Raw genomic sequence first — 14234 nt, 5'->3', positions numbered from 1 at the left:
TGAGCCTGCTTGGGGCCGGCGGGTGGTCTTCTCGGGGTCAGCGGGCGAACTCGGTGGCGCGGGACTCGCGCACCACCGTGATCCGGATCTGCCCCGGATACGTCAGCTCCTCCTCCACCTGCTTGGCCACGTCCCGGGCGATCACCTGCGCCTGGATGTCGTCGATCGCGTCCGGCTTGACCATGACCCGGATCTCCCGCCCGGCCTGCATGGCGAACACCTTCTCCACGCCCTCGTACGACTGCGCGATCTCCTCCAGCCGCTCCAGCCGCTTGACGTACGCCTCCAGTGACTCCCTGCGCGCCCCCGGACGGCTGCCGCTGATGGCGTCGGCCGCCTGCGTGAGCACCGCCTCGACCGTCCGGACCTCGACCTCGTTGTGGTGCGCCTCGATGGCGTGCACCACGTCCTCCTGCTCGCCGTACCGGCGGGCGATCTCGGCGCCGATCAGCGCGTGACTGCCCTCGACCTCGTGCGTGAGGGCCTTGCCGATGTCGTGCAGCAGCGCGCACCGCTTCATGAGCTGCTGGTTCATCTTCAGCTCGGCCGCCATGATCCCGGCGATGTGCGCGGACTCGATGAGGTGCTTGAGCACGTTCTGACCGTAGGAGGTGCGGTATCGAAGCTGGCCGAGCAGCAGCGTCAGCTCGGGATGCATGTCCGTGATGCCCAGCTCGACCAGCGCGTCCTCGCCGGCCCGCGCACAGAGGTCCTGGACCTCCTGGCGGCTGCGGTCGTGCGCTTCCTCGATGCGCTGCGGATGGATGCGCCCGTCGAGCACCAGCTTCTCCAGCGTGAGCCGCGCCGTCTCCCTGCGAACCGGGTCGAAACACGACAACAACACCGCCTCCGGCGTGTCGTCGATGATCAGGTTCACGCCGGTGGTCGACTCGAACGCCCGGATGTTGCGCCCCTCGCGCCCGATGATCCGGCCCTTCATCTCGTCGCCGGGCAGATGCAGCACGCTGACGACCGACTCGGCCGTCTGCTCGGCCGCCACCCGCTGGACCGCCAGCGTCACGATCTTGGTGGCCCGCTTCTCGCCCTCCTTGCGTGCCTCGCCCTCGATCTCCCTGATGATCAGCGCCGCCTCGCGCTTGGCCTGGTTCTCGATCTCCTTGACCAGCTCGGACTTGGCCTGCTCCCCCGTCAGCCCGGCGACCCGTTCCAGGATCGCCCGCCGCTCGTCCTCGACCTGGAGAAGTTCCTCGCGCCGGTCGGCCAGCTGCACCTCGGTCTCGGCCAGCTTCCTGTCCCGCTCGGACTGCCGCCTGGCCTCCTCGTCGAGCCGCTGCTCGCGCTCGGCCAGCCTGGCCTCCCGGCGTTCGAGATCGGTCCGGAGCTCCTTGAGCTCGGACTTCAGGATCCGGCTCTCCTCCTCGACCTCCCGCCGCATCTGCGCGGCGCTCTCGACGGCGCTCTCCGACCTGCGCAGGAGCTCCTTGGCGTCGCTCTCCGCCTTGGCGCGGATCTCCCTGGCCCGCTCCCGCGCCTCCTCAAGCTCCGTGTGTACGGCCTCCACCTGCTCAGGGCTCGGCTCGGACTTCCGGGGCAAACCGCTAGAGGTACGGCGTATGACGACGAGCAGCGCCACGATCATCCCGAACGCGAGCACGAGCACCGCCACCATCAGCACCACGACAAGCGGCTGCATGCGCGCCCCGCCCTCCTCGCGTCGTCAACACCTCATAACGCGGACCCAATACGGGAGGGGTCACGTGCGCGCCACGGAAAGCCCGGTCGGCGTCGTCTCCAGGGCCGATGTCAGGCCAAGGCGGACCGGGCATCGGCCCCCATAGCCGACACCTCGCCTGCCTCGATCAACCGAGCTCGTTCGTCCGTCGTTCACCGGTATGGCAATCCGCGCTGCGCGGAGTAACTCCTCACTGCCGTCGAGGTTATGCGTCGAACAGGTCACGAGCAAGCAAACGCGTCCTCAAGCGTGTCTTACGGGCCCGCATCTCCCCAATCAGCCACATAACCCACGATCACCCCCATTTGTCCCCCACCCTCGCCTCCCCAACCCCCATTCCCCGGACAAACCCCGCAACCCGCACCCGGCGATCACCGGCCATGAAACCGCGGGCCTCCGACGGACACCCCCAGCCCTACGGCCCCCGCCGCCCGCGAGACACTTCTCGAACGCCCGACGCCCGGCTCGCCCGCCCCCACAGGAGCACACGGTGAACAAGCTCATCGACAAGATCGCCTGGATCCACCTGGACAACGGCAAGATCCTCAGCACCCGCTCACGAGGCAAGAACGCCTACTACCTCCCCGGCGGCAAACGCGAGCCCGGCGAAACCGACCTCGACACCCTGATCCGCGAGATCGACGAGGAACTCTCCATCACCATCATCCCGGCCACCGCCACCCACCTGGGCACCTTCCACGCCCAGGCACACGGCCACGCCGACGGCGTCACCGTACGGATGACCTGCTACACCGCCGAGCACCACGGAGTCCCGACCCCCGGCAACGAGATCGAAGAGATCACCTGGCTGACCTACGCCGACCGCGACCGCGTATCCCCGGTCGACCGACTCATCTTCGACCACCTCCACCAAACCGGCCAACTCCCCTAACCCACCTGGCTCTGCTCGCACTCTGAACCCGGCAGCAGACCAACGGCCCCTTCGGCTTCCCTGAAACCCGAACCGGCGGCAGACCGCCAGGCCGTCCCCCAAGCCCCGAGCGGGAGCGGGGTCCAGCCCCGAACGGGAGCAGGGGCCAGCCCTGGAGGCAGACCCACAGCCCCTTCATCTCGCCGAGCCCCGAGCGGGAGCCCCGGCCCTGAGCGGGAGCGGGGACCAGCCCCGAGCGGGAGCGGGGACCAGCCCCGAGCGGGGGCGGGGACCAGCCCCGAGCGGGGGCGGGGACCAGCCCTGGAGGCAGAGCCGCAGCCCCTTCATCTCGCCGAGCCCCGAGCGTGACAGGCTCCGGACCTGGTGGCGGGTCAGGTGGAGAAGCCTGGGGGATCAGGAGAAGTCGTCCTCCAGGTCGATGCCCTCCTGTTCGAGAGCCTCCCGGATCACCCGGTACGCCAGCCCCGACGAGTACCCCTTGCGCGCGAGCATGCCGGCCAGACGCCGCGTACGGGTCTGCGCGTCGAGGGACCGGGTGGAGGCGAGCTTACGGTCCACCAGCCGTCGGGCCGTCTCGGCCTCCTGGTCGGAGTCCAGGCGCTCCACGGCTTCCTTCACGGTCTCGGTGTCGACACCCCGATGGCGCAACTCGGCCGCGAGCGCACGCTTCGCGAGACCCCGACCGTGGTGCCGGGAATCGACCCATGCCTCCGCGAACGCCTCGTCATTGATCAGCCCGAGCTCGACAAACCGATCAAGCACCTTTTCGGCAGCCTCATCCGGTACGTCCCGCTTGCGAAGGGCCTCGGCCAGCTGCGCCCGCGTCTTGGGAGCCATGGTGAGCAGCCGAAGACAGATGGCCCGCGCAACGGACTCCGGGTCGGCCGCGGGTGCCGCCGCAGCGGAACTGCCGACGTCCGGCCCATCAGGCAACGGCCCACCATGCGATGGCCCGCCATACGATGAGCCTTCATGCAGCGGCCCGTCGTGCATTGGCCCGTCAGACGGCGACCCGTCGGACAGCGGGCCGCCACGGCCGGACGCGCCTCTTCCGAAGCGTCCGCTCCCCTTGCCGTTCCCCCGTCCAGTGCTCCGGCCGCCTATCCGGCGTCCCTTGCCTGAACGCTTCTTCCCACCCGCGTCCTGCTCATCGCCGAACCAGCTGCTTCCGGCCAGCACCTCAGAATGCCACTCATCGGCGCCGCGCTTCTCCTCGGCGGAAGCCTCACCCTCCGGGCGTCCGCCAACGCCGCCGGGCTCGTACGGATCTTCCCGTTCCCGCAGGTTCTCCTCAGCGGCACCGCCGTCATCCTGACCACTCAGCCCAGCCGACCGCGCCCCGGAGCTTTCCTCACGCTCCTGAACTCCGCGTCCGCTCGTACGCCGCGGAGCAACGCCGGCAGCGTCCTCGCCATCATGGCCACTCAGCTCATCCGAAGGACTTCCAGCGAAACCCTCGCCGTCCTGAGCCCTCCGCCTGCTCGTACGCCGCCCAGCAACCCTGGCAGCGCCCTCGCCGTCATGATCGCCCAGCTCATCCAGCGCGCCTCCGGCGAAATCCTCAGCGACCTGGGCTTTCTTCTTACGCCTTCCGGAACTGCCCTTACGGGCCGGTTCGGTGCGGGCGTCTTCGGCAAGCAAGCTCGCAGCGGTGTCACGGCCGGCAGGAGTCTTACGCTCGCCTGGCCAGACGAAGATCGGCGCGTCGGCTCCATCGTCCGAGCGCCCTCGGGACGCCCGTCCCCTGGCCCGGCCGCCGGTCCGCCCACCAGCTCGGCCACGATCGGCCGGGCTGCCGTCGGGGGTGGCTTCGTCGTCCTGGACGCTGGGGTCGGCCGAGTCGAGCCGGCCGGGGGTGTGCTGGTCAGCCGGATCGCCATGCTCAGCGCCCGGCCATGTCATGAACACCTCACTGCGCGGCCTGAGCCCGAAACCCGCTTCACCGCCCAGCGCGACATCGGCCTCACTGCCCGGCGTCACGCCAGCCCCTTCGCTCAGCCCAACACCGGCGTCACCCTCCGAGGCAACGCCCGTCTTGCGCGGCCCAACACCGGCGTCACCTTCCGGCGCAACAACCGCCCTTCTGCGCGGCCCAACGTCAGCTTCATCGCCCGGGGCGACGGAGGCCCCTCCACCAAGCCCGGCCACAGCCCTATTACTCAGGCTCCGGTCGGCTTCGCGAGTTGCGTCCGTTTCTCTCTCGTCGGCCTGGGGGCGGGGGTCGCCCGGCCAGTGGAAGGTCGGCGCGGCCATCTTCCGGCCAGGGCCCCACGCTGGGGGCACGACAACGGCCTGCCCGCCCGTGCCCCAGCCCGGCACACCCTCGTCGTCCATCTGCGCAGGGACGACCACGTCTTCCACGTGCGCGGGGACGACCACGTCGTCCGTATCGTCGCGAACCACCACGTCGCCCGCCTCATGGTGAACGACCGCATCGTCCGCCTGATCGTGGACGGCCATGCCCTCCACGCCGGCGGCCCCAGCGGGATCGGCGGCGTCGGCCAGCCCGTCGTGGGCAGCCGGGTCATCTGCTCCGGAGTGGGTGGTCGGCGAGTGGTCGTCGTCAGAGGTGGGGGGCTCGGAGGCGGCGGCTCGGAGGCGGGCGCGTTGTTCGTGCCATTCGTCCACCGACGGCCAGCCGTCCGCGGCCGACCGAGCCAGGTCGGCGCCACGGGAGCCCCTGCCCGAGGCCGGACGGCCGGTAGCCCGGGTCACCGGCTCGGGCGTGGCCCCGGTCACCGACTCAGCCGAGGTGGCCCAGGTCGGCGGCTCGGGCGTGGTGGCCCAGGCCGACGGCTCGGGCGTGGTGGCCCAGGCCGACGGCTCGGGGGTGGTGGACGTGGGCGTCGGGTCGGAGGGGGCGGCCCGGGGGCCGCGGGGTCCGCGCTTTCTGCGCTCCCCCGAGGCGGGGAGGTCGGGCCATGCGCCCCAGTCCCGGGAACGGGGCGCCTGCGACGGATCCCTCTCACTCATGCGCCGACCGATCAGACGTCACCCGGCTTGGGGGTGGACTTCGAGCCACGACCCGAGGGCGCGGCGGCGGGAGCCGGGGCAGCGGCGGCGGCGACGGGCTCGGCGGGCGTGTCGAGCTTCGGACCGACCCCGAGCTTGTCCTTGATCTTCTTCTCGATCTCGTTGGCCATGTCGGGGTGGTTCTTCAGGAAGTTGCGCGCGTTCTCCTTGCCCTGGCCCAGCTGGTCGCCCTCGTACGTGTACCAGGCGCCCGACTTGCGGACGAAGCCGTGCTCGACGCCCATGTCGATGAGGCCGCCCTCGCGGGAGATGCCCACGCCGTAGAGGATGTCGAAGTCGGCGACGCGGAAGGGCGGGGCCATCTTGTTCTTGACGACCTTGACCCGGGTGCGGTTGCCGACCGCCTCCGTGCCGTCCTTCAGGGTCTCGATGCGGCGGATGTCCATGCGGACGGAGGCGTAGAACTTGAGCGCCTTGCCACCGGTCGTGGTCTCGGGGCTGCCGAACATGACGCCGATCTTCTCGCGGAGCTGGTTGATGAAGATCGCGGTGGTGCCGGTGCTGTTGAGCGCGCCGGCGACCTTGCGCAGGGCCTGGGACATGAGGCGGGCCTGGAGGCCGACGTGGCTGTCGCCCATCTCGCCCTCGATCTCGGCCTTGGGCACCAGGGCGGCCACCGAGTCGATGACGATGATGTCGACCGCGCCGGACCTGATCAGCATGTCGGCGATCTCGAGCGCCTGCTCACCGGTGTCGGGCTGGGAGACGAGCAGGGCGTCGGTGTCGACGCCCAGCTTCTTGGCGTATTCGGGGTCAAGGGCGTGTTCGGCGTCGATGAACGCCGCGATGCCGCCGGCCCGCTGGGCGTTGGCCACCGCGTGCAGGGCGACCGTGGTCTTGCCCGAGGACTCGGGGCCGTAGATCTCGACGATGCGCCCACGCGGGAGGCCGCCGATGCCGAGGGCCACGTCAAGGGAGATCGACCCGGTGGGGATCACCTCGATGGGGGCTCGGGCGTCGTCGCCCAGTCGCATGACGGAGCCCTTGCCGAACTGCCGCTCGATCTGAGCGAGCGCGGTCTCGAGGGCCTTCTCGCGGTCGTTGATAGCCATGGGAGCTCCCTCTGGAGGGTCGTGGTCCGATCAGTCGAGTGAAAGCTACGGCCTGCCACCGACATTTTCTGAGACGGTCGGGGAAGGCGTGGCCGGGTTCGGCAGGTTCATCGTAGCCGAACGGCTGTTCGATCACATCACGAACACGCTGCTGGGATGCATGCGGCGTGGTCAGAGGAGGGCGAGGCCGATGCTCGGACGTCGCTCGCGTTCATGGTGGTTGCCGGCCGATTGGCCGTGGGGTCTGCCCGGAGGGTCGCGGCCGTGGGATCGGGCGCGGCGGGCGGATGTGATGGGGTGCGTCCGCATGGGTGGCTGCCTTGGTCCGGGTCCGACGAACGCCTGCCCCTCGCAGGCGAGCGGCATCTGACCCGCCCAGGAAAACGCGGCTCCGGCCCGTCCCCAAGAACGGCTCCGGCCCTTCCCGGAGAACACGGCTCCGGCCCGTCCCGGAAAAACGCGGACCTGAGCCGTCCCGGAGGATGCGGATCGCCGCGTGGGGAGACGTCACGGACGCTCTCCCCACGCGGCGCGGAGAGCGCGGGCACCGGGGCCCGGGTGACACCTGGGGCGCGGGGGGCGAGGGCGTTCGACGATCTTCCGCGCGGGTTGCCGCCGACGTGTTGTCATACGCCGTGAGCTGGGGAGACTCCCATGCAGGGGATTGGCTGGGAGGCGGCGAAGTGGCGAGTGGCTACACCGGGGAACGACGCACCCTTCTGGAGGCGCTCGCCGAGTTGCTGCCCCATCAGGGGCTGGTCAGCCGCATGGTCGGCGGCGACGATCCGGTGCTGTGGGTGTGGCATCCGCGCACGCGCCGCCAGACCATCATCTTCGCCACCCCCTCCAGCGAGGGCTGGACGTTGTTGTGGTCGCCGGGCGGCCAGGGCAGCGCGGACGACCTGGAGGCCACGGCGGACGCGCTCCGCCGGACGCTGGGCTCAGCGTAGGCCGGGCGAGACGTCCTCCACCTGGCACACGGCCCGCCAGACGGTCTTGGCGCTCTCGCCGTCGGCCAGCGCCTGGATCACGGTACGGCCGCCCAGCGGGGCGATCACGTAGTCGCGGGCCCACGATTCGGCATAGGTCTCGCCGAAATGGACGTTCATCCGTCTCCAGAACTCGGTCAGGCGCATGGACCAAGTATGGAATCGCGTCAGGTGTGGGTAAGACATCCGCATGCCAAAGACCCCCAAGTCTTCACCCCCGAAGACCGCCAGGACCAAGGCCAACAGGGCGCGCCGCCGCCGGCTGTTACTCGCGATGCGGCAGGCCGTCCAGAAGGAGAAGGGACAGCGATCGGAGCGGCACGCGGGAATCAGGCAGGAGCCGCGTGCGGGCAGGCCGCGTACGCGCAGGGCGTCACGGCGCTGAGCCGGGACGAACCGTCACAGCACTCGCGCACCGTACATCTCACCGAGATGGTCGGCGAGCAGCTCCAGGCGGGCGCCGTCGGGGTCCTTGAAGTAGATGGAGGCGCCGCTCTCGATCTGGTGCGGCACGCCGGCCATCTCCAGCTTGCCGCGCAGCCGTTCCCAGGTGGCGGGGTCGACGGAGATCGCCACGTGGTGCAGCCCGCCGAGCACCTCCTGGTACGGGCCGAGGTCGAGCCCAGGGAAGTCGAAGAACGCGAGCAGGTTGCCGTTGCCGATGTCGAAGAAGAAGTGGCTCGAACCCTTGTAGTCGCGGTTCTCGATGATCTCCGTCAGCGGGAACTCCAGAAGTTCCTGGTAGAACTTGATGGTCCGCTCCACATCGGACGACAACATGGCCACGTGATGCAGACCACGGGCGCTGCTCGACGGCCGGTGCGGTAAGGCGTACTGGCTTCTCAACTGTGCGCGTCGGGTCTCGACGGCGGCATAATCAATGGTCACGGTCGCTGTATGTCCGCCTTGCCCCCCGCTCAATCACCCGGCGCCGCTCCAATGCGTTTTCTGTCGGTGGCGCGAGGCAGTATGTGCTGGTGAGCTCGCTAGACCACTTCACCCAGGTGACCAGGCAATGGTTCGCCGGCGCCTTCCAGGCGCCCACGGCGGCCCAGGAGGGCGCGTGGGAGTCGATCGCGCGCGGCGACAACACGCTGGTCGTCGCCCCCACGGGGTCGGGCAAGACGCTGGCGGCGTTCCTGTGGTCGCTCGACCGGCTCGCGGCGCGGGCGGCCGAGCAGGTCCCGGGCGAGGGTGCGGCGAAGGGGCACAAGCCGGGCACCCGCGTGCTCTACGTGTCGCCGCTCAAGGCGCTGGCCGTCGACGTCGAGCGCAACCTGCGCGCGCCGCTGGCCGGGCTCAGGCAGACGGCGCGCCGGCTCGGGCTGCCCGTCCCGGAGATCTCGGTGGCGATCCGCTCCGGCGACACCCCGGCCGAGGAGCGCAGGCGGTTCGCCGCCAAGCCGTCCGACATCCTGATCACCACTCCCGAGTCGCTGTTCCTGCTGCTCACCAGCCAGGCGCGCGACGCGTTGCGCGACGTCGAGACGGTGATCGTCGACGAGGTGCACGCGGTCGCGGCCACCAAGCGCGGCGCCCATCTGGCGCTCAGCCTGGAGCGGCTCGACGCGCTGCTGGAGCGTCCGGCCCAGCGGGTGGGGCTGTCGGCGACCGTGCGGCCGGTGAGCGAGGTGGCGGCCTTCCTCGGCGGCACGCGTCCGGCGACGGTGGTGCAGCCGCCGTCCGACAAGCGCATCGAGATCGAGGTCGTCGTCCCGGTCGAGGACATGACGGAGATGGCGGGCGCGCCCGATCCCGAGCAGGTCGAGCCGTCGTCCGGCCGGTCGATCTGGCCCCATGTGGAAGAGCGCCTGTTCGACCTGATCGAGTCCCACAGCTCGACGATCGTGTTCGCCAACTCCAGGCGGCTGGCCGAGCGGCTGTGCACCCGGCTCAACGAGCTGGCCTACACGCGGCGGCAGGGGCCGGAGGCGATCGACCTGTCGATCTGGGAGACGCCGCCGCAGGACCAGGAGCCGCCGTACGACCTGGAACCCCCGCCGCCCAGGCGCATGCCCGCCGAGACGATGGCGCAGGCGGGGGCGAGCAAGGGCGTGGTGAGCGAGATCGTCCGGGCCCACCACGGCTCGGTGTCGAAGGAGGAGCGGGCCCAGATCGAGGAGGCGCTCAAGTCGGGGCGGCTGCCCGCCGTGGTCGCCACCTCCAGCCTGGAACTGGGCATCGACATGGGCGCGGTCGACCTGGTGGCGTGCGTGGAGGCCCCGCCGAGCGTGGCCAGCGGGCTGCAGCGCATCGGCCGGGCCGGTCACCAGGTGGGCGCGGTCTCCCGAGGGGTGATCTTCCCCAAGTACCGGGGCGACCTCGTCCAGACGGCCGTGGTGGCCGAGCGCATGCGCGCCGGGCAGATCGAGGAGTTGCGCTACCCGCGTAACCCGCTCGACGTGCTGGCCCAGCAGATCGTGGCCATGACCGCGCTCGACGAGTGGACCGTCGACGAGCTGGAGACCGTGGTCAAGCGGGCCGCCCCCTACGCCACCCTGCCGCGCAGCGCGCTGGAGGCGACGCTCGACATGCTGGCCGGCCGCTACCCGAGCGAGGAGTTCGCCGAGCTGCGGCCGCGCATCGTCTGGGACCGCGTCACCGGCGTCCTCCAGGGGCGGCCCGGCGCGCAGCGGCTGGCCGTGACCAACGGCGGCACGATCCCCGACCGCGGCCTGTTCGGCGTGTTCCTCGTGGGTGAGAAGGCGTCCCGGGTGGGCGAGCTCGACGAGGAGATGGTCTACGAGTCGCGGGTGGGCGACGTGTTCGTGCTGGGCGCGACGTCGTGGCGGATCGAGGACATCACGGCCGACCGGGTGCTGGTCTCGCCCGCTCCTGGCCAGCCGGGGAAGCTGCCGTTCTGGCACGGCGACACGGCCGGGCGGCCGGCCGAGCTGGGCCGGGCGATCGGGCAGTTCCTGCGGGAGCAGGCCAAGCAGGGTTCCACCGACCGCATCAGGGAGGCGGGGCTCGACGAGTTCGCCGCGGGCAACCTGCTGGCCTACCTCGACGAGCAGCGCGAGGCCACGGGCTACGTGCCCGACGACCGTACGCTGCTGGTCGAGCGCTTCCACGACGAGCTGGGCGACTGGCGGGTGGTGATCCACTCCCCCTACGGCGCGCGGGTGCACGCGCCCTGGGCGCTGGCGATCAACCGGCGGCTGCGCGAGCGTTACGGCATCGACGTGCAGGCCGTGCACTCCGACGACGGCATCGTGCTGCGCATCCCCGACACGCTGGCCGAGCCGCCCACCGACGTGGCGGCGTTCGACGCCGAGGAGATCGAGCAGATCGTCACCGAGGAGCTGGGCGGGTCGGCGATGTTCGCCTCCCGGTTCAGGGAGTGCGCGGGGCGGGCGCTGCTGCTGCCGCGCCGCGTGCCGGGCCGGCGCAGCCCGCTGTGGCAGCAGCGCCAGCGGGCCGCCCATCTGCTGGGCGTGGCCTCCCAGTACGCCTCGTTCCCGATCGTGCTGGAGACGATGCGCGAGTGCCTCCAGGACGTGTTCGACGTGCCGGGGCTGGTCCAGCTCATGCGTGACATCGCGGCCCGCCGGATCCGGGTGGTGGAGGTCGAGACGTCGCAGGCTTCGCCGTTCGCCGCGTCGCTGCTGTTCCACTACGTCGGCGCGTTCATGTACGAGGGCGACGCGCCGCTGGCCGAACGCCGCGCGCAGGCCCTGGCGCTGGACACCACGCTGCTGGCCGAACTGCTCGGCCAGGCCGACCTCCGCGAGCTGCTCGACCCCGACGTGATCGTGAGCAGCGAGCGCGAGCTGGCCCGGCTCGACCGGCCGCTGCGCGACGCCGAGGACCTGGCCGACCTGCTGCGTTCGCACGGGCCGCTGCTGACGCCCGACGTGAGCGTGCGCGGCGGCGACCCGTCCTGGCTGGAGGAGCTCGAACGCGCGCGCCGGGCCATCCGCGTGCGCATCGCGGGCGAGGAGCAGTGGGCGGCCGTGGAGGACGCCGCCCGGCTGCGCGACGCGCTCGGCGTGCCGCTGCCCGTGGGGGTGCCGCACGTGTTCCTGGAGCCGGTGCCCGACCCGCTGGCCGACCTGGTGGCCCGGCACGCCCGCACCCGCGGGCCCTTCCACGCCGGCACCGCCGCCGCCAGGTTCGGGCTCGGCGCGGCCGTGGTGACCGACGCGCTGCGGCGGCTGGCCGCGTCGGGGCGCGTGGTGAACGGGGAGTTCCGGCCGGGCGGCCGGGGCGAGGAGTGGTGCGACGCCGGGGTGCTGCGGATGTTGCGCCGCAGGTCGCTGGCCCGGCTGCGCAAGGAGGTCGAGCCGGTCGCGGCCGAGACGCTGGCCCGTTTCCTGCCCGCCTGGCACGGCATCACCGGTTCCGGCACGTCGTCCGACGGCTCGCGGGCCGGGGCGGCCCGGGCCATGGACGCGCTGGTGCGGTCGGTCGAGCAGCTTCAGGGGGCCGCGGTGCCGGCGTCCGCGCTGGAGACTCTCGTGCTGCCCTCGCGGGTGCCCGGCTACCATCCGGCGCTGCTCGACGAGCTGACCTCGTCGGGCGAGGTGATGTGGGTGGGGCAGGGGTCGTTGCCCGGCGGCGACGGATGGGTGTCGCTCTACTTCGCCGACACCGCGCCGCTGCTGCTGCCCGACCCGGCCGAGATCACGATGACGCCGCTGCACGAACGCGTGCTCGACCTGCTGGGCGGCGGGGGCGCGCTGTTCTTCCGGGGCATCTCCGACCAGCTCGGGGCCCAGAGCGGGGCGCTCGACGACGCGACGCTGGTCTCCGCGTTGTGGGATCTGGTGTGGTCGGGCCGGGTCTCCGGCGACACGCTCGCGCCGCTGCGGGCCACGCTGGGCACCGGGCGTCCCGCGCACCGGCCCGCCACGACGCGGCGGCGCCGGGCCGTGCTGCCGTCGAGGAGCGGGCCGCCGACCGTGGCCGGGCGGTGGTGGCTGCTGCCCGGTCCGGCCGACGACGCGACGCAGCGGGCGCACGCGCAGGCCGAGGTGCTGCTCGAACGGCACGGCGTGGTGACGCGCGGGGCGGTGACCTCCGAACGGCTGCCCGGCGGGTTCACGCCTGTCTACCAGGTGCTTCGCGCCTATGAGGAGAGCGGGCGGTGCCGCCGGGGGTACTTCGTCGAAGGGCTGGGGGGCGCCCAGTTCGCGCTGGCGGGGGCGGTCGACCGGATGCGTGCCATGGCCCCGAGCGTCGCGCCGACCGGCGGTGGGCCGGCCGAGGGCTTCGGTGCGCCGCCCGACATCCCCGCCTGGGAGACCGGCCGGCCCGGCGGCGGGGGGTTCGGTCTCCCAGGCGGGGGGTTCGGCGGCGGATTCGACGACGGAGAGGGCGGCCGGAGCTCACGGCCCGGTGGCGGCGGGTTCGACCGGGGCGGCGAGGCCGGGATGCTCGGTCGAGGCGGCCGGGGCGGGTCCGGGCCGCGGGCCGTGGTGCTGGCCGCCGCCGACCCGGCCAGCCCGTACGGGGCCGCGCTCCCCTGGCCGCAACGTCCCGGCGACGTCGGGCACAAGCCGGGCAGGAAGGCGGGCTCGCTGGTCGTGCTCGTGGACGGTCACCTCGTCCTGTACGTGGAGCGGGGCGGCAAGACGTTGCTGTCGTTCGCCGACGACGAGCGGCTGCAACCGGCGGTCGACGCGCTGGCGTTGGCCGTGCGCGACGGGGCGCTCGGGAAGCTGACGGTGGAGCGGGCCGACGGCACGTCCATCGTGGAATCGCCGCTGGCGGCCGCCCTGGAGGCGGCCGGGTTCCATCCGACCCCCCGGGGGCTGCGCCTGCGCGCCTGACCAGTCGGCGGTGGCGACGGCCGGCCGTCACGGATTTGTATACGATGGGCGGCCATATGGCTGATGTGAGGCGGAGCGCGGGGCGTACGACGCTGCTGGGCGAGGTCACCGAGGAGCTGCGTCGTCGCATCCTGTCCGGTGAGCTGGCCCAGGGAGAGCGGCTGGTCGAGGATCGGCTGGCTGCGCTGCTCGGCGTGTCGCGCAACCCCGTGCGCGAGTCCATCCGGGTGCTGGCGGCCGAGGGGTTCGTCGAGGTCGTCCCGCGGGTCGGCGCGACGGTCGCGCGGCTGACGGCCGAGGATGGCGAGGAGCTCTTCGACGTGCGCATGGCGGTCGAGGGCCTGGCCGCCCGGCTGGCGGCACGCAAACGCAGCCCCGAGGCCGTCGCGCGGCTGCGTCAGGTGCTCGACGCGGCCAGGGAGGCCGTGGCGGCCGGGCGACCGGCGGCGGTGGCCGAGCTCAACACCGCCTTCCACCTGGCCGTGGGCGAGGCGGCGGGCAACTCCTATCTCAACCTGATGATGAAACCCATGGTGCTGCGGGCGCAGTGGGTGTTCAGCCAGACCGCCGCCGTCCGGGGGCCGCACTCCTGGACGGAGCACCTGAGCCTGTGCGAGGCCATCGCGGCGGGCGACGAGGACGAGGCCCAGGCCAGGGCGGTCGCGCACGTCGCCGCCGCCCGCCGGTCGTTCCTCGCTACCGTGCCCCGGACGACGAACCATGCGACCGACGCGGACGACAAGGACGCACAGGCGGCAACCGGCACCCCGCAGCGTGGGTGAGATGCGGAGATTGTATACA

Annotated in this window: 9 protein-coding genes; 4 read left to right on the top strand and 5 right to left on the bottom strand. The window is 71.8% G+C overall.

From position 1 onward, the window contains the following. Positions 1 to 37 precede the first annotated feature (37 nt). Positions 38 to 1654 (bottom strand): ribonuclease Y, encoded by a 1617-nt coding sequence (gene rny / locus ABT158_RS09995; protein WP_352352396.1) that lies wholly within the window; start codon positions 1652 to 1654, stop codon positions 38 to 40. Positions 1655 to 2183: 529 nt separating this feature from the next. Here rny and ABT158_RS09990 point away from each other — a divergent pair. Continuing rightward, on the top strand, positions 2184 to 2585 hold the full coding sequence (locus ABT158_RS09990; protein ID WP_352352395.1) for an NUDIX hydrolase: 402 nt from the start codon (positions 2184 to 2186) through the stop codon (positions 2583 to 2585). 393 nt (positions 2586 to 2978) lie between these two features. On the opposite strand, the gene recX is transcribed toward ABT158_RS09990, so the two are convergent. Both recX and recA read right to left on the bottom strand, forming a co-directional pair. Next, positions 2979 to 4487, bottom strand: a complete 1509-nt coding sequence (gene recX / locus ABT158_RS09985) for a recombination regulator RecX (RefSeq protein WP_502911512.1) — start codon at positions 4485 to 4487, stop codon at positions 2979 to 2981. 1082 nt (positions 4488 to 5569) lie between these two features. Beyond that, positions 5570 to 6670 carry a recombinase RecA gene (recA, locus tag ABT158_RS09980; protein ID WP_352352393.1) on the bottom strand — a complete coding sequence of 367 codons (1101 nt, stop codon included), beginning with the start codon at positions 6668 to 6670 and terminating at the stop codon, positions 5570 to 5572. 683 nt (positions 6671 to 7353) lie between these two features. On the opposite strand from recA, the gene ABT158_RS09975 reads away from it, so the two are divergent. Continuing rightward, the gene (locus ABT158_RS09975; RefSeq protein ID WP_352352392.1) at positions 7354 to 7620 is read left to right on the top strand and encodes a hypothetical protein; all 267 of its coding nucleotides are present in this window, start codon (positions 7354 to 7356) and stop codon (positions 7618 to 7620) included. Here ABT158_RS09975 and ABT158_RS09970 read toward each other — a convergent pair. Then, positions 7612 to 7806, bottom strand: coding sequence for a DUF3046 domain-containing protein (locus tag ABT158_RS09970; RefSeq protein ID WP_352352391.1), 195 nt, complete (start codon positions 7804 to 7806; stop codon positions 7612 to 7614). The two genes, ABT158_RS09975 and ABT158_RS09970, sit on opposite strands and share 9 nt — an antisense overlap. 252 nt (positions 7807 to 8058) lie before the next feature. Continuing rightward, positions 8059 to 8445: a VOC family protein gene (locus ABT158_RS09965; protein ID WP_352352390.1), complete on the bottom strand. Its 387-nt coding sequence runs from the start codon at positions 8443 to 8445 to the stop codon at positions 8059 to 8061. 185 nt (positions 8446 to 8630) lie between these two features. Between ABT158_RS09965 and ABT158_RS09960 the strand changes: the two genes are divergently transcribed. Together ABT158_RS09960 and ABT158_RS09955 are read left to right on the top strand one after the other, a co-directional pair. After that, on the top strand, positions 8631 to 13433 hold the full coding sequence (locus ABT158_RS09960) for an ATP-dependent helicase (protein WP_502911502.1): 4803 nt from the start codon (positions 8631 to 8633) through the stop codon (positions 13431 to 13433). Positions 13434 to 13489: 56 nt separating this feature from the next. Then, positions 13490 to 14215, top strand: a complete 726-nt coding sequence (locus tag ABT158_RS09955; protein WP_352352388.1) for a GntR family transcriptional regulator — start codon at positions 13490 to 13492, stop codon at positions 14213 to 14215. The last annotated feature ends 19 nt before the right edge of the window (positions 14216 to 14234 follow it).

Origin of the sequence: Nonomuraea sp. NPDC001636 (genome assembly GCF_040298265.1) — a bacterium.
GTDB lineage: Bacteria > Actinomycetota > Actinomycetes > Streptosporangiales > Streptosporangiaceae > Nonomuraea.
The sequence above is the reverse complement of the archived record's forward strand: the minus strand, read 5'-3'. Positions and strand labels throughout refer to the sequence as shown.

Excerpts from the sequence above, each read along its gene's own strand:
- recA (WP_352352393.1), bottom strand. The coding sequence starts at position 6,670 with ATGGCTATCAACGACCGCGAGAAGGCCCTCGAGACCGCGCTCGCTCAG.
- ABT158_RS09955 (WP_352352388.1), top strand. The coding sequence starts at position 13,490 with ATGGCTGATGTGAGGCGGAGCGCGGGGCGTACGACGCTGCTGGGCGAG.
- ABT158_RS09970 (WP_352352391.1), bottom strand. The coding sequence starts at position 7,806 with ATGCGCCTGACCGAGTTCTGGAGACGGATGAACGTCCATTTCGGCGAG.
- recX (WP_502911512.1), bottom strand. The coding sequence starts at position 4,487 with ATGACATGGCCGGGCGCTGAGCATGGCGATCCGGCTGACCAGCACACC.
- rny (WP_352352396.1), bottom strand. The coding sequence starts at position 1,654 with ATGCAGCCGCTTGTCGTGGTGCTGATGGTGGCGGTGCTCGTGCTCGCG.